The organism is Lysobacter sp. K5869, assembly GCF_018847975.1.
Lineage (GTDB): Bacteria > Pseudomonadota > Gammaproteobacteria > Xanthomonadales > Xanthomonadaceae > Lysobacter.
In genome coordinates, this window is the sequence record NZ_CP072597.1 from 3,608,034 (window position 1) to 3,624,940 (window position 16,907).

The 16,907-nt window shown below is 65.3% G+C and carries 18 protein-coding genes; 15 read left to right on the forward strand and 3 right to left on the reverse strand.

From position 1 onward, the window contains the following. Positions 1 to 76: 76 nt before the first annotated feature. Both ccmB and ccmA read right to left on the reverse strand, forming a co-directional pair. Complete coding sequence (ccmB, locus tag J5226_RS15780; protein WP_215835395.1) at positions 77 to 850, reverse strand: heme exporter protein CcmB; 774 nt, start codon at positions 848 to 850, stop codon at positions 77 to 79. Next, entirely contained in the window at positions 847 to 1,491 is a 645-nt protein-coding gene (ccmA, locus tag J5226_RS15785; protein ID WP_255322811.1) for a heme ABC exporter ATP-binding protein CcmA, read from the reverse strand. Before ccmA ends, ccmB begins: the two co-directional genes overlap by 4 nt. 138 nt (positions 1,492 to 1,629) lie before the next feature. Between ccmA and J5226_RS25450 the strand changes: the two genes are divergently transcribed. Further along, positions 1,630 to 2,019: a hypothetical protein gene (locus J5226_RS25450; protein ID WP_255322812.1), complete on the forward strand. Its 390-nt coding sequence runs from the start codon at positions 1,630 to 1,632 to the stop codon at positions 2,017 to 2,019. Positions 2,020 to 2,079: 60 nt separating this feature from the next. Here the strand turns inward: J5226_RS25450 and J5226_RS15790 are convergent, their stop codons facing one another. After that, complete coding sequence (locus J5226_RS15790; RefSeq protein ID WP_215835396.1) at positions 2,080 to 2,553, reverse strand: DUF3293 domain-containing protein; 474 nt, start codon at positions 2,551 to 2,553, stop codon at positions 2,080 to 2,082. A gap of 187 nt (positions 2,554 to 2,740) precedes the next feature. On the opposite strand from J5226_RS15790, the gene J5226_RS15795 reads away from it, so the two are divergent. The 14 genes from J5226_RS15795 (at position 2,741) to J5226_RS15860 (ending at position 16,729) form a co-directional block, all read left to right on the forward strand. Next, on the forward strand, positions 2,741 to 3,889 hold the full coding sequence (locus J5226_RS15795; RefSeq protein WP_215835397.1) for a pyridoxal phosphate-dependent aminotransferase: 1,149 nt from the start codon (positions 2,741 to 2,743) through the stop codon (positions 3,887 to 3,889). 372 nt (positions 3,890 to 4,261) lie between these two features. Continuing rightward, on the forward strand, positions 4,262 to 4,693 hold the full coding sequence (locus tag J5226_RS15800) for a toxin co-regulated pilus biosynthesis Q family protein (RefSeq protein ID WP_255322813.1): 432 nt from the start codon (positions 4,262 to 4,264) through the stop codon (positions 4,691 to 4,693). Positions 4,694 to 4,772: 79 nt separating this feature from the next. After that, positions 4,773 to 5,807 carry a type IV secretion system protein gene (locus tag J5226_RS15805; protein WP_215835399.1) on the forward strand — a complete coding sequence of 345 codons (1,035 nt, stop codon included), beginning with the start codon at positions 4,773 to 4,775 and terminating at the stop codon, positions 5,805 to 5,807. Further along, complete coding sequence (locus tag J5226_RS15810) at positions 5,804 to 6,571, forward strand: TrbG/VirB9 family P-type conjugative transfer protein (RefSeq protein ID WP_215835400.1); 768 nt, start codon at positions 5,804 to 5,806, stop codon at positions 6,569 to 6,571. The genes J5226_RS15805 and J5226_RS15810 overlap by 4 nt, the downstream gene beginning before the upstream one ends. Beyond that, positions 6,568 to 7,803 carry a TrbI/VirB10 family protein gene (locus J5226_RS15815; protein ID WP_215835401.1) on the forward strand — a complete coding sequence of 412 codons (1,236 nt, stop codon included), beginning with the start codon at positions 6,568 to 6,570 and terminating at the stop codon, positions 7,801 to 7,803. The genes J5226_RS15810 and J5226_RS15815 overlap by 4 nt, the downstream gene beginning before the upstream one ends. 30 nt (positions 7,804 to 7,833) lie before the next feature. Beyond that, positions 7,834 to 8,874 (forward strand): P-type DNA transfer ATPase VirB11, encoded by a 1,041-nt coding sequence (gene virB11, locus J5226_RS15820; protein WP_215835402.1) that lies wholly within the window; start codon positions 7,834 to 7,836, stop codon positions 8,872 to 8,874. Between the two features lie 145 nt (positions 8,875 to 9,019). Then, complete coding sequence (locus J5226_RS15825) at positions 9,020 to 9,871, forward strand: lytic transglycosylase domain-containing protein (protein ID WP_215835403.1); 852 nt, start codon at positions 9,020 to 9,022, stop codon at positions 9,869 to 9,871. Between the two features lie 168 nt (positions 9,872 to 10,039). Next, a complete protein-coding gene (locus J5226_RS15830; protein ID WP_215835404.1) occupies positions 10,040 to 10,414 on the forward strand; it encodes a TrbC/VirB2 family protein in 375 nt (124 codons plus the stop codon). Continuing rightward, complete coding sequence (locus tag J5226_RS15835) at positions 10,407 to 10,715, forward strand: VirB3 family type IV secretion system protein (protein WP_215835405.1); 309 nt, start codon at positions 10,407 to 10,409, stop codon at positions 10,713 to 10,715. Before J5226_RS15830 ends, J5226_RS15835 begins: the two co-directional genes overlap by 8 nt. Positions 10,716 to 10,834: 119 nt before the next feature. Next, positions 10,835 to 13,291 carry a VirB4 family type IV secretion/conjugal transfer ATPase gene (locus J5226_RS15840; RefSeq protein ID WP_215835406.1) on the forward strand — a complete coding sequence of 819 codons (2,457 nt, stop codon included), beginning with the start codon at positions 10,835 to 10,837 and terminating at the stop codon, positions 13,289 to 13,291. A gap of 102 nt (positions 13,292 to 13,393) precedes the next feature. Further along, positions 13,394 to 14,188, forward strand: coding sequence for a hypothetical protein (locus J5226_RS15845; protein ID WP_215835407.1), 795 nt, complete (start codon positions 13,394 to 13,396; stop codon positions 14,186 to 14,188). Positions 14,189 to 14,237: 49 nt separating this feature from the next. Next, on the forward strand, positions 14,238 to 15,002 hold the full coding sequence (locus J5226_RS15850) for a type IV secretion system protein (RefSeq protein WP_215835408.1): 765 nt from the start codon (positions 14,238 to 14,240) through the stop codon (positions 15,000 to 15,002). Positions 15,003 to 15,092: 90 nt separating this feature from the next. Next, a complete protein-coding gene (locus J5226_RS15855) occupies positions 15,093 to 16,181 on the forward strand; it encodes a type IV secretion system protein (protein WP_215835409.1) in 1,089 nt (362 codons plus the stop codon). Positions 16,182 to 16,204: 23 nt separating this feature from the next. Beyond that, positions 16,205 to 16,729: a DUF4189 domain-containing protein gene (locus tag J5226_RS15860; RefSeq protein ID WP_215835410.1), complete on the forward strand. Its 525-nt coding sequence runs from the start codon at positions 16,205 to 16,207 to the stop codon at positions 16,727 to 16,729. Positions 16,730 to 16,907 lie beyond the last annotated feature (178 nt).

Genomic DNA, 16,907 nt, shown 5'->3' on the forward strand with positions numbered 1-16,907 from the left:
GCGGCGGCCTGGACGGTTGGGGCGCGCCGGAAGCGCGCGGGCTGAAGACAGAAGGTCCGACTATGCCGCGGCGGCGTCAGTTCAACGCGATGCGGATCGCCGCAGCCGCCGCCAGCGGCGCCAGCAGCAATGCGACCGCCAGGATCGCGGCCAGCAGCAACAAGCCGCCGACCGGGTCCAATCCCTGGGCCGCCCGCGCCACGCTGCCGGCGCCGAACACCAGCACCGGCACGTACAGCGGCAAAGCCAGCAAGGCCACGAGGATACCAGAGCGCCGCATCCCGACCGTCAGCGCGGCGACCACCGCGCCGAGCAGGCTCAGCACCGGCGTGCCCAGCGCCAGCGACAGCATCAACACCGGCAATTGCTCGCGCGGCAGGTACAGCAATTCGCCCAGCACCGGCGCGGCGACCAATAGCGGCAGCGAGGTCGTCGCCCAGTGGGTGAAGGTGCGTACCGCCACCAACCAACCCAGCGGCACCGGCGCCAGCATCCATTGTTCCAGCGAGCCGTCGTCGGCGTCGCCGCGGAATAGGCTGTCCAGCGCCAGCAAACCGGCCAACAGGCAGGCCAGCCACAGCACCCCGGCGGCGACCTTGGCCAACGCCGCGTGATCGCCGCCCAGCGCCAATGCGAACAACGCCACCATCAACAACGCGAACAGCGCCGGTTGCAGGGCATCGCCGCGGCGGCGCCAGAGCAGGCGCAGGTCGCGCGCGATCAGCGCGCGGGCGGCGCCGAGCAGGCCGGGCGCGGCGGCATGGGGCGCCGCGCCTTGCGCGGGCGCGGCGTGAGCCGGCGCGGCCTGGGACGGCGACGCGGCGCGGGCCGGTTCGACGGGCGCGCTCATGCGGCCTTCTCCAGCATCAGCAGGCGGGTGCGCACCGGCGGGGCGGCATAGGCGCCGTGGGTGGTGACCAGCGCGGCGCCGCCTTCGCGCAGATGCGCCTGGACCATGCGGTTGACCAGTTCGATGCCTTCCAGATCCAGATTGGCGTAAGGCTCGTCGAGCAGCCACAGCGGCGCCGGCGACATCCACAGCCGCGCCAGCGACAGGCGTTTCTTCTGTCCGGCCGAGAGTTGCCGCGCCAGCGCGTCCTCGTAGCCGGCCAGCCCGACCGTGGCCAGCGCGCGCGCCGGGTTCTGGCTGGGGCGGCGGCCGTGCAGGCCGCACAGGAAGTCGAGGTTCTCCACCGCGGTCAGGTCGGCCTTGAGGCCGGGCAGGTGGCTCAGATAAGCGATCGCGCGGGCGCGCCGCATCGGGTCGGCCGGCTCGCCCTCCAGCGCGATCCGGCCGTCGTCGGCGCGCAGCAGCCCGGCCAACACTCTTAATAAGGTGGTCTTGCCGGCGCCGTTGTCGCCCTGCACCAGCAAGGCCTCGCCGGCCTCGACCGCGAAATCCAGCGGCCCGAACACAGGCTCGTCGTTGCGCGCGAAGCGCAGGCCGCGGGCTTGCAGCAGCGGTGGGGCGGCGGAGTGCAGGGCGGTCACCGTCGGGCGTGCGGCCGGCGGGCCGCGGATCGCGCAGTTTATGCGAGTCGCCGTGTTCAGTGAGGGCCGCGCCGGGACTTGCGGCGCGGGGCGGCCCCGCCCACTCTCGGCGGCTGATCGGCGCCGTCGCGAGGGGACATGGCCAGGGACAAGATCGAAAAGCTCAAGAAGTCGCGGGTGTACTCGTGCCCGGGAATCGACGCGGAGGGTTACGAAAGCACCTACCTCGCCACCGGCCACGACGACGCCGCGGCGCTGGCGCATCTGCGCAGCAGCGGCGTCGAACCCCTGGGGCCGGCGAAGTTCGAAGGCCACCGGCCGGTGCGGCCCACCGGCGATGGGCGGTTCGAGGTGCTGATCGGCGAGCGCGACCAGGCCGTCACCGATGCGAGAGCGCATGTGCTGTTCGTGGTCGAGGAGGCGTCCTTGGAGGGGCAGGATTTGCTGTCCAAGAATCTCAAGGGCACTCGCGAGGCCGAGGCGCGCCATGAGCGGGAGCGGCGCGAGATGGGCTGCGACGACGATTGAGGGCGGGGCGAGCGGCTCGATTCGATCAAGAAGGTCCGGCGGCGGGAGTAACTCGCCGCCTCAGTCGCCGACCCACTCCGTATGCTCGCTCGCCGCGGCCTCGTCCGGCCGCGCGATCAGCATGCGCAGCCGCACCGGCTCGCCGCGCTGCCACGCCAGCACCCCGGCCTGACCGAACTCGCGTGCCAGCGCGTTGCCGGCGGTGTCGTCCAGATCGGCCAGCAGCCAGCCGGGTTCGCGCCAGCGTCCGGCCTGATCCTGCGCCCAGGCCGCGTGGCGCTGCACGCCGGCGGCGTCCAGGCGCGCGATCAGGCGCTCGTCGGCGGCTTGGTTGGCGCTGTCGGAATGCGGCTGCGAGGCCGGGTTCCAGGCGCTGACGAACAGATAGCGCCCGGCCGGCCAATACGCTTCCAGGTCGCGCGCGGGGCGGCCCACGCGCAGGGGCAGGGCGTCGCCGTCCAAGGCCACCGCGTATTCGGCGGCGGCGTAGGCCAGGGCCAGTTCGGCGGCGTCGACCACTTGCAGTTCGCGCATGCGGCCAGTGTCGCGGCCGGCACGGCCGTGCGCAAATCCGGCCGACGGGCGGGCCGCGCGGCCTGTCCAGTCGCGCGCGGCGATAGCCACATGCCCACGCGTCATCGCCGCCGCCTCACCGCGTCTCACCGGCGGCAACACGGTTTTCGTACACTCGGTCCTTTCCATCGCGCGGCCCGCTTCGCCCATGACCCTCGCCACCAAGCTGCCGAAAGTCGGTACCACCATCTTCACCGTGATGTCGCAGCTCGCGCTCGAGCACCAGGCGGTCAACCTCGGCCAGGGCTTCCCCGACTTCGACGTGCCCCAGCGATTGGTCGACGCGCTGGCGCGGGCGATGGCCGAGGGCAAGAACCAGTACGCGCCGATGACCGGCGTGCCGGCGCTGCGCCAGGCCATCGCCGACAAGACCGAAGCCTGCTACGGCTACCGTCCCGACGCCGACAGCGAGATCACCGTGGTCTCCGGCGCCAGCGAAGCGATCTTCGACGCGGTCCAGGCGGTGGTGCGTCCGGGCGAGGAGGTCGTGGTGCTCGACCCGTGCTACGACTGCTACGAGCCGGCGATCGATCTGGCCGGCGGCCGCGCCGTGCACGTGCCGCTGGATCCGGTCACCTTCGCCGTCGATTGGGACCGGGTGCGCGCCGCCATCGGCCCGAACACCCGCCTGCTGATGATCAACTCGCCGCACAACCCGTCCGGCGCGATGTTCGACGCCGACGACATCGCCCGGCTCAGCGAAATCGTCGCGTCCACCGGCGTGTGGCTGATCTCCGACGAGGTCTACGAGCACATCGTCTTCGACGGCCGCCGCCACGAATCGGTGCTGCGCTACCCGCACCTGCGCGAACGCGCCTTCGTGGTGTCGAGCTTCGGCAAGACCTACCACTGCACCGGCTGGAAGATCGGGTACTGCATCGCACCGCCGGCGTTGTCGGCCGAGCTGCGCAAAGTCCATCAGTACAATAGCTTTTGCAGTTTCGCTCCGGCCCAATGGGCCTTTGCCGAGATGATCCAGGCCGAACCGGAGCACTACCGGCAGCTCGGCGCGTTCTACGAGACCAAGCGCGACGGTTTCCGCGAGCAGCTGCTGACCACGCGGCTCAAGCCGCTGCCGGTGCCGGGCGGCTACTTCCAGCTGGTCGATTACTCCGAAATCAGCGACCTCGACGATGCCGCGTTCTGCCGTTGGCTGACCATCGAGAAGGGCGTCGCCGCGATCCCGCTGTCGCCGTTCTACGAGTCGCCACCGGTGGGGCAGCGTATGGTGCGGCTGTGTTTCGCCAAGAATCAGGCCACTTTGGATGCAGCAATCAAGCGCTTGGTCGCACTTTAATTGCATTCTTGAGATGGATATCTCACCCGGTCTTGTCGTAAGCTTCAGGTTCGGTCTACTCTTTGAGGACGAGCGCCGTTAAGGCGGTCGGGAGAGAGCCGTAGTTTTCTATGGGGAGTTCATGGACAGAACGATCTACGTGAGCCGCGCGTCCGGCGCGGTCATGCAGTCGCTGCCTTGCGCAAAGGGGGCAGGACTCGCACGCCTTCGATCGCAAGGCGTGTCCTATGTCTCAGTTTGGTCGGCCCAGGTTTGGCCGCCGCAATTCCGATAACCGCAACGAGGACGCCACGCGCGCATGGCCCAATGGCCCGCGCCGCGGCTCCGACCGGACGACTGCGCGTACAAGATCAACCTATGGCAGGGGATAGCGTGAGAAATTCAATTGCAACCAGCCCGCGTCTGTGGATCGCGATCGCCCTGGCGGTCGGCCTCGCGGGTTGCGCCACTCGTCCGGCGCCCGACTTCGGCGGCCGCTGGAAGCCGGTGAACCGCTACGCGGAAGTTCCCGACGAGATTCCGCTGCACAAGTCCTACGTGTACTACCCGTCGCCGATGGACGGCACGCTCAAGAACATGCTCACCCGTTGGGCGAAGGACGCGAATCTGAAGCTGGATTACCAGCACTATTCCGACTTCACCCTGTTCCAGGGCGTGTCCCAGATCAACACCACCAGCCTGCCCGACGCGGTCTCGCAGCTCAACAGCGCCTATGCGGGGCACGGCGTGTCGATCAGCCGCGAAGGCGAGCAGATCGTGGTGCGGTCGGCGGGATCGGCGGCCACGGCCGCGCCGGCGCCGTAATCGCGCGTCGCGGCAACGGCGGGTAGCGGAGCGCGCGCTCCGCCGCTCGCGCAGCGCAAACCCAGGGGATGCAGCACAGATGTTCGGAAAGAACAAGAACGTTACTCCGCAAGTGGAGAACGCGGTCGCCAAGGCGGTCAATTACGAAGTCACCGTCGCCGACATCGCTCGGCGCAGCGAGAAACGCGCGTGGATGGTCGCTTTCGCGTCCGTCATCATGTCGCTGATCCTCGCCGGCGGTTACTTCTACTTCCTGCCGCTGAAGGAAAAGGTGCCGTATCTGGTCATGGCCGACGCCTACACCGGTCAGGCCACGGTCGCGCGCCTGCGCGACGACTTCAGCCAGAACAGCATCACCGCCAACGAAGCGATCAATAAGAGCAACATCTCGCACTTCGTGGCGGCGCGCGAATCCTACGACTTCTCGCAGATCGGCGACCGCGACTGGGCGACGGTGTACGCGATGGGCGCCCCGCAGGTGACCAAGGCGTACTCGATCGTCTACAGCAACAGCAATCCGCAGAATCCGATCACCTTGTTCGGCAAGAGCAAGACGATCCGCGTGCGCATCCTCAGCATCCAGCTGCATTCCGGCGACTCCGCGGTCAAGAGCGCCACCGTCCGCTTCCAGCGCACCCTGTTCGACAAGGACACGGGCAACCAGGAGCCGATGGACAGCAAGATCGCGGCGATCGAATACACCTACAAGTCCAACCTGAAGATGGACGACGCCAACCGCGTCCTCAATCCGCTGGGCTTCCAGGTCAGCAACTACCGCGTCGACAACGACTTCGCGCCGGCGCCGCCGCCGCCGCCGGACTATCCGGTCGGCTCGGGCACGGCCCAACCGGCCGCCGCTCAGCCGGCGCCGGGCGCCGCGCCCGCCGCGTACCCGCCGGGCACGGTGCCGCCGCAGCCGGGCGTTCCGCAGCAAGGCGTGCCGCAGCAAGGCGTGCCGCAGCAGCCCGGCGCCGCGCCGGCCGCGTACCCGCCCGGTACCGCGCCGCAGCAACCCGGCGTCGCGCCGGCCCCGAATCCCGCCTATCCGGCCGGCGCGCCGGCGGCACCTGCACCTGCACCGACCGGTACTGCGAATGGAGTCAGCACCCGATGAATTGCTTGCGTAAACAAAGCCTGGCCGCCCTGTTGCTGCTGGCGGTCTCCTTCCTGGCCCTGCCTGCCTCGGCGCAGGTGGTGCAGGAATACGAATACGAAGCCAATCGCATCTATCAGGTGCGTACCGGCCTGGGCATCACCACCCAGATCGAGCTGAGCCCGAGCGAGAACATCCTCGACTACAGCACCGGCTTCAGCAGCGGTTGGGACCTCAGCCGTCGCGACAACATCTTCTATTTGAAGCCGAAGAACGTCGACGTCGACACCAACATGATGATCCGGACGACGACGCACTCGTACATCCTGGAACTGAAGGTGGTGGCGACCGACTGGCGCGTGCTGGAGCAGGCCAAGCAGGCCGGCGTGCAGTACAAGATCAAGTTCGTGTATCCCAACGGCACCGAGTTCTCCGCGGCCAAGGAAAGCACCGAGGAGGCCACGGCCGAGCTCAACACGACGCTCGACAAGAACCGCCTGTACAACTTCGATTACCAGTTCTCCAGCCGTAAGAAGCAATCCTGGCTGGTGCCGACCAACGTCTACGACGACGGCCAGTTCACCTACATCAAGATCAACGCGCTCAAGGATTTGCCGACCGGCAACTTCCCGGCCGTGTTCGGACGCGAGCGCGAGGGCAGCGAAGACTTCGTGGTCAACACCACGGTCGAGGGCAACACCATCATCGTGCACGGCACGTATCCCTACTTGACCATCCGTCACGGCAAGAACGTCGTCGGTCTGCGCAGGAAGAAGCAGAAATGAGCCAAAACATGCCTCCCAATCAGCCGGGCCAGCCCGACAACGGCACTCCGCAGGATGGCGGCAGCAGCTACGGCTACGCCGGCGCCAACCCTTATTACGGTCAGGCCGGCGGCGCCGCCGCGGCGCCCGATCTGGACGCCAACGCGCCGATGCTCAAGAGTTCCGACGTCCAGCGTCTGAACCGCAAGGCGTTGCTGTTCCTCGGCGGCATCGTGCTGCTGTTGCTGGCGGTCGCGTTCTTCCTGCTCAAGAGCGCCACGAGCAGCGAAGAGAAGCCGAAGAAGGTCGACGAGGAAGTCATCAGCGTGCCGGACGCGCCGGTCGCGACCCAGCAGCCGCAGCTGCCGCCGTTGCCGCCCGATCCGGTGCCGGTCGAGCCGATCCCGATGGCTCAGCCGCCGCAGCAGCAGGCGCAGCAGCCGCAGGAAGGCGAGGGCCAGCCGGTCGAGCGCGGTCCCAGCCTGGTCGAGCGCCGCATGCTCGGCGAGAGCCAGGGCGGTTCCGGCGGCCAGAACTCCTCCGATCCGACCCAGCAGTACCTGGCGATGGTCGCGGCGCAGGGTCAGCCCGGCGGCGCCCAGGCCGGGCAGGGTGCCGCGGCCAACTCCGACCGCGACAGCCTGACCTCGGCTCAGCCGCTGTACAACCCCGACACGCTGCTGCTGCGCGGTACCTACATCCGCTGCGTGATGGAAACCCGGATCGTCACCGACATCCCCGGCTTCTCGTCGTGCGTGGTGACCGAGCCGATCTATTCGGTCAACGGCCGCCGTCTGCTGCTGCCGAAGGGCTCGAAGGTGTCCGGCCGTTACCAGAACGGCAACACCGACAGCAAGCGCGTGGCCGTGGTGTGGGATCGCATCACCACCCCGACCGGCCTGGACGTCAACATGGCCAGCCCGGCCGTGGACAACCTCGGCGGCGCCGGCATCCCGGGCCAGTACGACGCGCACTGGGGCAGCCGCATCGCCTCGGCGCTGCTGATCAGCCTGATCAGCGACGCGTTCAAGTACGCGGCGGCGAAGAACGGTCCGGAAAGCACCACCGTCACCCAGGGCGGCACCGTGGTCACCCAGCCGTACGAGAGCAACACCGCCCAGGCCATGGAGCGTTTGGCGAACCAGGCCCTGGACAAGAGCGTCAACCGTCCGGCGACGATCACCATCAACCAAGGCACCATCGTGAACATCTACGTCGCCAAGGACGTGGACTTCTCGCCGGTCCTGCGTTGATCGATACAGGCAACAGAGCGGTTACAGGCAATGGATTCGGATAATTCACCGATCGCGCAGATTTCCAACGACTTCCTGGACTACCAGTACCAGGTGCTCGGCATCCTGGAGTACATGAGCTCCCCGGACGTCACGGAAATCTGCATCAACCGCCCGGGCGAGCTGTACCTGGAAACCCGCGGCGGTTGGCAGCGCCTGGACGTACCGAGCCTGACCTTCGAGCGGGCTCGGCAGTTCTGTACCGCGGTGGTCAACGAGAGCAACACCGGACAGCGCATCACCGATGCCGATCCGGTGGTCTCGTTGACCTTCCCGACCGGACAGCGCGCGCAGTTCGTGATTCCGCCGGCCTGCGACGCGAACAAGGTGTCGATCACCATCCGTTTGCCGTCCAAGCACAACAAGACGCTGCAGCAGTATCAGGAAGACGGTTTCTTCGAGCAGATCCTGGAGTCGGGCGCGAGCATCACCGAGCACGACAAGGAACTGCTGGAGATCCGCGCCCAGCGCAACTACGCCGAATTCTTCAAGAAAGCGGTGCAGTACAAGAAGAACATCGTCGTCGCCGGCGCCACCGGCAGCGGCAAGACGACTTTCATGAAGTCGTTGGTCGGCCACATTCCCGACTACGAGCGTCTGGTGACCATCGAAGATGCTCGCGAGCTCTTCATCACCCAGCCCAATGTCGTGCACTTGCTCTACTCGAAAGGTGGACAAAGCACGAGCAACATCACGGCCAAGAGTTGTATGGAAGCGTGCCTGCGCATGAAGCCGGACCGCATCATCCTGGCCGAGTTGCGCGGCGACGAGTCGTTCTACTTCATCCGAAACTGCGCCTCCGGTCATCCAGGTTCCATCACCAGCTGCCATGCTGGCAGCACGGCGCAGACCTGGGATCAGTTGGCGTTGATGGTGAAGGCGTCGGCCGAGGGGTCGGGTTTGGAGTTCGCGGTGATCAAGCGCCTGTTGATGCTGACGATCGACATCGTCGTGCACATCAAGGCGCACGCGGGGCAGCGTTTCATCACCGGCATCGACTTCAGCCCGGAACGCCAGTTGGCCGCGAACTGAGACGGCCGTACGGGTGGGTGTCGTTGACAAAGCTGGCTGCAACGTGAATGATAACGTCGGCGATTTGGGTTCGCAGCCTTGTCGCTATCCATCTCATAAGGGACGGGGAGTGACGCCAAGGTTGGCGGACGGGGGGAGCTAGGGAATGTTGCCCGGGATCGAACTTACAAATTGCACGGGCTTGGCGGTTCCGCACGAGGTGATGCACCACGTCGTGCGCGTGGAATCGTCCTTCAATCCCTACGCCATCGGCGTAGTGGGCGGCCGACTGGTGCGCCAGCCCAAGACCCTGACCGAAGCCGTCGCCACCGTGCGCATGCTCGAGCGGCGGGGCTACAACTTTTCCATCGGCGTCGCCCAGGTCAATCGCTACAACCTCGGCAAGTACGGCCTGGACTCCTACGAGAAAGCTTTCGACGTCTGCCCGAACCTGCAGGCCGGATCGCGCATCCTGGCCGAGTGCTACCAGCGCTCGCAGGATTGGGGCAAGTCCTTCAGCTGCTACTACTCCGGCAACTTCGTCACCGGTTTCCGCCACGGCTACGTGCAGAAGATCTACGCCTCGATGCGCAACGGCCAGGCCGGCGCGACCGAAATGGGCGCGATCGCCGTGATCGAAAATCCCAAGGCCGGCGCCGCCGCCGCGCCGGCCGCTTACGCGCCGGGCCGGCGCACCGCGGTCGCCCGCGCCGAATCCATGGTCGCCGCGCGCGTGCGCGAGCCGGATACGGCCGCGACCCAGGCCGCGCTGTCCGCCGCCGCGTTGGCCGCGCCCGCGCCGATGCCGGTCGCCGCGGCCCAGCCCATGGCCGTCGCCCAGACGCTGCCCGCCCAGCCGATGCCGATGCAGGTCGCGCCGGTCGTGGCCGCGGCCCTGCCGCAGCAGGTGCAGGCGCAGCAGCCGGTCAGCGTGTCGTTGATGCACGGCCCGGCCGCGCCGCAGGGCAGGGCGCCGGCCAAGCCGCCTTCGCAAGGCGACCAGGCCTTCGTTTTCTAGCAGGGATGTTCGCTTTTCCCGGCCCAGATTCCGCCGGACCTTCACGCCAGCTCAGCCACCGTTTCGTTCCTCATTAGTCATTAGATCAGCACGACCGTTTTTCTCCACCGACCGCGTCACCTACGTTCCAAGCTCGATTTCGCCCACAACGAACAGAAGGGATATCTCATGAATTCCAACATCTACGTCAAGAACTTCGTTTCCGCCTTCCTCATGGCCGCCGTGTTCGTCGCCCTGCTGGCGCTGCCGGAAGTCGGTTTCGCTCAGACCGCCGATCAGGCCAAGAAGAGCGTTTCCGGCTTCATGAACAACCTGAACTCGCTGCTGAACATCGCCTCGATCGCGATCGTCACCATCGCGGTGATCTTCGCCGGTTACGGCATCGCGTTCGCCCACAAGCGTCTGTCGGAAGTCGCGCCGGTCCTGATCGGCGGCTTCCTGATCGGCGCCGCGGGCCAGCTGGCCAAGATGCTGATCGGCGACAAGGTCGGCACCGACACCAGCTCGGCGCTGGTGACGGCCATCCTGCAGAACTATGCATAAGAACGTGCTGTTCCGGGGCTGTACCCGCCCGGCCATGTTCATCGGGGTGCCGTACGTACCCTTTACGTTCGGAGCGGGCGCTTGCCTGCTCCTTACGTTCTACGTCGACATGTACTGCATCGTGACGCTGCCCATCGTGATCGTGATCATGCGCCAGATGGCGCGTCGCGATGAAATGATCTTCCGCCTGCTCGGACTGCGCCTGCAGTTCCGTTTCAGGATGAGGAATCTGCAGCAGCACCAGGGCATGTGGGTGTTCACGCCCAACGCTTATCGCAATCCGGGCGACAAGAAAAGCTGAGACTGACCCGCAGCCGCCGTGCGCCTCGCGCATGGCGGCTGCACCCGGTCCGGGAACCCTAGCCCCGCGCCGGACGTTCGATCCGATCGTACCCACCTCACGGAAGCGCCGACCTCTACATGTTCACGCCCGATACTCCCATCAGCGAATTCATTCCGCTGTCCACGCATGTGGCGCCCACCGTGATCAAGACCACCGGCGGCGATTTCATGCTGGTCTGGCGCCTGGGCGGTTTGCCGTTCGTGGGCCGCGAAGAGTGGGAGCTCGAGCACCGCCACAACACCTTCAACCGGCTGCTGCAGACCCTGCGCGCGCCGGACTTCACCAACGTGGCGTTCTGGGTGCACGACGTGCGCCGCCGCCGCCGCATCAACACCGAGAACAAGTTCGGCCAGCTCTTCAATCAGGATCTGTCCGACGGCTACTACGCCTCGCTGTCGGCGCAGAAGCTGATGCAGAACGAGCTGTACCTGACCATGCTGTACCGGCCGGTGGTCGGCAGCAAACGCTTCGTCGAGAAGTCCGCCAGCGCCCAGGTGCTGCAGGAACAGCAGGACCAGTCGGTCGCCAAGGTGCTGGAGCTGGCCGGCAACGTCGAGGCGGTGATCAAGGACTACGCGCCTTACCGCCTGGGCATGTACGAGGCCAAGAACGGCATCGTGTTCTCCGAGGCGCTGGAATTCTTCGGCTACCTGCTCAACCGCCTGGAAGAGCCGGTGCCGGTGCTCAACGCGCCGGTCTACAACTACCTGCCGGTGAGCCGTTTGACCTTCTCGGCCAAGTCCGGCGACTTCGTGGTGACCACGCCGACCGGCGCGAACCACTTCGGCGCGATCTTGAACGTCAAGGAATACGCCGAGGGCACCTATCCGGGCATCCTCAACGGCCTGAAGTACCTCGACTACGAATACGTCATCACCCACTCCTTCAGCCCGATGGGGCGCCATGACGCGCTCAAGGTGCTCGACCGCACCAAGGGCATGATGGTGTCCTCCGGCGACAAGGCGGTCAGCCAGATCGTCGAACTCGACTACGCGATGGACCAGCTCGCCTCGGGCAACTTCGTGCTCGGTGAGTACCACTTCACCTTCGCCATCTACGCCGAAAGCCAGGAAAAGCTGGCGGCCCAGGTGGCGTCGGCGCGCGCGGAACTGTCCAACGCCGGCTTCGTCTCGGCCAAGGAAGACCTGGCGATCACCGCGTCGTTCTATTCGCAGTTCCCGGCCAACTGGAAGTACCGCACGCGACTGGCCAACGTCAGCTCGCTGAACTTCCTCGGCCTGTCGCCGCTGCACAACTTCGCCACCGGCAAGCCGCACAACAACCCGTGGGGCGACAGCGTGACCACGCTGCAGACCACCAACGGCCAGCCGTACTACTTCAATTTCCACGCCACCCATCCGGCGGAAAACTCGCTGGGCGAGAAGGCGATCGCCAACACCATGGTGATCGGCAAGTCCGGTACCGGTAAGACCGCGCTGATCAACTTCCTGCTCAGCCAGGTGCAGAAGCTCAAGCCGACGCCGACGATCTTCTTCTTCGACAAGGACCGCGGCGCGGAGATCTTCGTGCGCGCCTGCGGCGGCAACTATCTGGCGCTGGACAACGGTCAGCCGACCGGCTTCAACCCGTTCCAGTGCGAGAACAACGAAACCAACGTCCAGTTCCTCGCCGACCTGATCAAGGTGCTGGCCAACAAGTCGCAGTATTCGGCGCGCGAAGACGAGGACATCTTCCGCGCGGTCGAGAACATCCTCGACACGCCGATGCACCTGCGCAGCATGACCAACTTCCAGAAGAGCCTGCCCAACATGGGCGACGACGGCCTCTACGCGCGCCTGCGCAAGTGGACCGCCGGCAACTCGCTGGGCTGGGTGTTCGACAATCCGGTGGACACGATCAACCTGGAGAAGGCGAACATCATCGGGTTCGACTACACCGATGTCATCGACAACATCGAGGTGCGCGTCCCGGTCATCAACTATTTGCTGCACCGTCTGGAGCAATTGATCGACGGCCGCCCGCTAATCTACGTCATGGACGAGTTCTGGAAGATTCTGGACGGCGGCGGCGCGCTCAAGGAATTCGCCAAGAACAAGCAGAAGACCATCCGTAAGCAGAACGGCCTGGGCATTTTCGCCACGCAGAGCCCGGAGGACGCGCTGGCCAGCGACATCTCCGCCTCGCTGATCGAACAGACCGCGACACTGATCCTGCTGCCCAACCCGAACGCCAGCCGCGAGGACTACATCGAAGGCCTCAAGCTGACCGACGCGGAATACGAAGTGGTGAGGAGCCTGGACGAGCGTTCGCGCTGCTTCCTGGTCAAGCAGGGCCATGCGGCGACGGTGTGCCAGCTCAACCTGCGCGGCATGGACGACGCCCTGGCGGTCATCTCGGCGTCGACCGACAACATCGAAATCATGCACCGCGTCCTGCAGAACGCCGCCGACAAGGCGGGGATCAGCCCGGACGACCTGACCCCGGAGCAGTGGCTAGCCGACTTCTACGCCAACCGCAAGGGCTCGGGCAAGGGCAAGGCGGTTCAGGCCGAGTCGCGCACCGCGCGGGCCTGACCCGGGCCGGGCGCCGGCCACGTTACAACCGAAAGGATTGGCTGTATCGCAGTAACCGCCGCTGGCCCGGGAGCCCGCGGCGGCCACTCAAGGAGAGTCACGATGCACCACAAATCGTCCGCTTTGCTGTTCGCGCTGTTGCTCGGCGCCGGCGCGATGTTCGTGCCGCGGCCCGCGCAGGCGTTCTGCACGTTCAACTACTACTACTGGCAGTTCATGGGCGCGTGCATGACCCAGCCGACCCAGATCCTGAACAAGGTCGAGTGGGTGTCCAGCTACACCCAGGACGTGTCCAAGTACAAGAACTGGATCGACCAGGTCAAGAAGAACAAGGAACGCTTCGAGCAGCTCAACCCGGGCAATTTCAACCTGGGCGAGATGACCGGCACGCGGGTCCAGATCGAGGATCTCAAGGAGCGCCCGGTCGGCGAAGGCGTGGACGCGGTGTGCGGCGAGAAGGGCCGTAGCGTCGTGGCCGACGAGCAATACAACATCTGCAAGGCGAAGCAGCAGCTGATCAATCGCCGCTACAACCTGATGGTGAAGATGTTCAAGGACGCGGAAACCCGCGATAAGAAGATCGCCGACATCCGCGCCAACCGTGGCGGCATCAGCGGGGCCAAGGATGCCGGCCGCCTGATCGCCAACACCAATACCTCCATGCAGCTCAAGGCGGGCACCGTCAACGACGGCCAGAACTACCTGATGACCATGGAGCTGTACACGTCGATGATCGCGGTGCTGGACGACCAAATGGCGAAGACCGCGCGCAGGGCGTTGACCAACGAGGGCGCGAACCAGAAGGGCCCGTTCGGCTTGCCGCCGATCGCGGGCAAGGTGGTGCAGGGCGTGGCGCTCAAAGCAGGGCTGTCGCTGGCCCAGTCCCGGGAACTTTGACGCCGGACGATACCGGATTGCCGTCTTTCAATTTCAAGGAATCTCGATCATGAAGCAGACCGCCTCTTCTTCGTTCCACACCCTGGCCATGGCCGTCGCCCTGGTCGTTTCCGCCGGCGTCGCGCTGGCGCCCGCTCCGGCGCACGCGCAGTGGGCGACCGAGTTCACCCAGGGCATGAACTACGCCAAGCTGATGCAGTCGGCCAAGACCCTGTCCGACCAGTACACCAAGCTCAAGGATCAGCTGAGCACGCTGCAGAAGCAGTACGACCAGCTCAATCCCGGCAACTTCAATCTGGGTTCGATCACCGGCTTCCGCGACGACAATCCGGAGTTCAAGGAGCGCGGCACCAACGAAGGCATCGAAGCCTGCGAGAAGGGCCGCAGCAACGTGGCGACCCAGCAGCTTGCGATCTGCCAGAAGTCCGTGCAGATCAGCAATCTGCGCTTCAACGCCATGGTCAAGATGCTCAAGGACGTCAAGACCCGCGACGACGAAATCCAGAAGCTGATGAAGCAGCGCGAGAAGCTGACCGGCGCGCAGGACAAGGGCAAGCTCGACGCCAACACCAACGACATCGCCCGTCTGCAGACGCAGATGGAGAACGATATCCAGAACGGCAAGTACACCCTGGATACCTATACCGCGATCCTCAACACCTTGAACGACGACATGGTCGCCACCGCCAAGCGCGCGCTGACCAACGAGGGCGCGAGCCAGAAGGGCCCGTTCGGCCTGCCGGCGATCGGCAAGGTCGTGCAGGGCGTCGCGCTGAAGGGCGCGCTGTCGGTCGCCGGCAAGCGCGACCTGTAATTCGGATCGCCGCCGCGGGGAGCGGTGGCGGACGAAGCAACGACAAAGTAGCGGTGGGCCGCCGGCCCGCCGATGGAGACGGAAAGACGTATGGACATCCACACCGTATCGCTGGGGACCGGCTCGCTGCTGGACTGGCTCGACTTGCACGTGCAGCTGCAGAACATGGAGTTCTTCTCGCTGATCAAAAGTCACGTCGACAAGATGATCATGAAGTTCCAGGGCAACCTGCTCAAGCGAGTGGCCCAGGTCATCGGCGCCGTAGCGGCCTCGATCGTGACCCTCTGGATCATCGTCCAGGGCTTCCGCATCGCCACCGGCCAATCGCGCGAGCCGATGATGGCGCTGGTGGTGAATTCGCTGAGGTCGGTCCTGATCGTGGGCATGGCGGTGACCATGGCCGGCACGGTCAACGTCAACTACGTGGCTCTGACCGACGGCCTGAGCGGCGTGGTGCGCAATGTCGTGACCGGCCGCACGGATGAAGGTCCGTACGAGGACATGGACAAGGTGCTCGGCATCCTGCAGGCCGGTCTGGATCTGGTCGGCTCGGTCAAGGTCGGCGAAGACCCGATGGTCAACGACACCAAGAACCGCGCGATGACCATGATCGGCGTCGGCCTCGGCGGCCCGGTCATCATGGCCATGATCGCCATGCTGTTGAACAAGATCGCTATGGCTCTGTTCATCGGACTGGGGCCATTCTTCGTCCTGTGCTTGCTGTTCGATCAAACCAAGGCCTTGTTCCAACGATGGTTGTTCTATGGCATAGCCACGATGATGTCGATGGGCGTGCTGATCGTGATGACGACGATCTCCATCGATCTCGTATTGGCGGTAGGCAGCGCGTTCTGGGCGACGGACTTGTTGGGATTAACCAACAGCAACGAAAGCATGATGAGTCTTGCGCTGCAGCAGGGCGGTTTGGGTACGATCCTGTCGGCGTTGATCGTGACCGCGCCGCCGATGGCGGGCGCGTTCTTCAACGGCGTGTTGGGTAGCTTCAATCCGTACAACTCGTTCCAAAGCGGTGGTGAGTCGTTCGGTAAAGCCGCTGAGGCGCGTGCGAGGGCTCAAGCCGCCGGTGGCGGATATACGCCGCCGCAGCCGCAGGTGTCGCAGCCGGCGCCGGGGCAACCGGGCGGTCCTGGCCAGTACGCCAACAGGCCGACGGGCTAACGGTTTCATAGGAGATTCGAGTCATGCGCAGCGGCAATCGTTGGTTCTATTCGTTGGCCTTGGTTGTCGCGGGACTCGTTGTCGGTGGCAATGTGAGCGCGGAACAAGGGTGTGGGGATGGGTACGTTCCGACCACCACGCCGGCGGGCGTCCAATGCATGCCGATTCCTGGGCTGTATCGCGAAACGCCGGGTTCCGACTCGCCGCCGCCGGCTCCGCCGATACGTTGGGCCAGCCGTTGGGGCGCGATCGCGATGGACAACGCTTCCGGGAAGACCGCTATTGTCGGAAGCATGTCCAGCCAGAAGAAGGCCGAGAAGGCCGCGGTCGCTCAATGCAAGAGCAAGGGCGGCGGCGATTGTCAGGTGAAGATTTCTTACGCCAATCAATGCGGTGTTTTGGCGTGGGGCAACAACCGGATGGTCACGGCGAATGGGACGAGTCTCGAGGAAGCGTCCGAAAAGGGGCTCAATCAGTGCAGGCAAGAGGCGGGCACCGAGTGCGAAATCTTCTTCTCGGATTGCAGCTTACCCGTGCGGATTCAGTGAAATTGCTCGGATAGTCGATCATCCGGTTTCGTTTTGACTTCGGCGCTCCTCTGGGGCGCCGAAGTCGTTTGTGGGATGCGTTTATGCATTGGAGGCGGCATGGAATATGGTCCGCTGAGCGCTATTCGCTTAAATTCGTTGCGGACTCTGTGGGCGCAGGGAAGGAGATGAGCATGTG

Bases quoted from the DNA above. Each gene is read 5' to 3' on its own strand.
- J5226_RS15845 (WP_215835407.1), top strand. From the start codon at position 13,394: ATGCACCACAAATCGTCCGCTTTGCTGTTCGCGCTGTTGCTCGGCGCC.
- J5226_RS15790 (WP_215835396.1), bottom strand. From the start codon at position 2,553: ATGCGCGAACTGCAAGTGGTCGACGCCGCCGAACTGGCCCTGGCCTAC.
- J5226_RS15795 (WP_215835397.1), top strand. From the start codon at position 2,741: ATGACCCTCGCCACCAAGCTGCCGAAAGTCGGTACCACCATCTTCACC.
- J5226_RS15810 (WP_215835400.1), top strand. From the start codon at position 5,804: ATGAATTGCTTGCGTAAACAAAGCCTGGCCGCCCTGTTGCTGCTGGCG.
- virB11 (WP_215835402.1), top strand. From the start codon at position 7,834: ATGGATTCGGATAATTCACCGATCGCGCAGATTTCCAACGACTTCCTG.
- ccmB (WP_215835395.1), bottom strand. From the start codon at position 850: ATGAGCGCGCCCGTCGAACCGGCCCGCGCCGCGTCGCCGTCCCAGGCC.
- J5226_RS15860 (WP_215835410.1), top strand. From the start codon at position 16,205: ATGCGCAGCGGCAATCGTTGGTTCTATTCGTTGGCCTTGGTTGTCGCG.
- J5226_RS15850 (WP_215835408.1), top strand. From the start codon at position 14,238: ATGAAGCAGACCGCCTCTTCTTCGTTCCACACCCTGGCCATGGCCGTC.
- J5226_RS15815 (WP_215835401.1), top strand. From the start codon at position 6,568: ATGAGCCAAAACATGCCTCCCAATCAGCCGGGCCAGCCCGACAACGGC.
- J5226_RS15840 (WP_215835406.1), top strand. From the start codon at position 10,835: ATGTTCACGCCCGATACTCCCATCAGCGAATTCATTCCGCTGTCCACG.
- J5226_RS25450 (WP_255322812.1), top strand. From the start codon at position 1,630: ATGGCCAGGGACAAGATCGAAAAGCTCAAGAAGTCGCGGGTGTACTCG.
- J5226_RS15805 (WP_215835399.1), top strand. From the start codon at position 4,773: ATGTTCGGAAAGAACAAGAACGTTACTCCGCAAGTGGAGAACGCGGTC.
- J5226_RS15830 (WP_215835404.1), top strand. From the start codon at position 10,040: ATGAATTCCAACATCTACGTCAAGAACTTCGTTTCCGCCTTCCTCATG.
- J5226_RS15855 (WP_215835409.1), top strand. From the start codon at position 15,093: ATGGACATCCACACCGTATCGCTGGGGACCGGCTCGCTGCTGGACTGG.
- J5226_RS15825 (WP_215835403.1), top strand. From the start codon at position 9,020: ATGTTGCCCGGGATCGAACTTACAAATTGCACGGGCTTGGCGGTTCCG.
- J5226_RS15835 (WP_215835405.1), top strand. From the start codon at position 10,407: ATGCATAAGAACGTGCTGTTCCGGGGCTGTACCCGCCCGGCCATGTTC.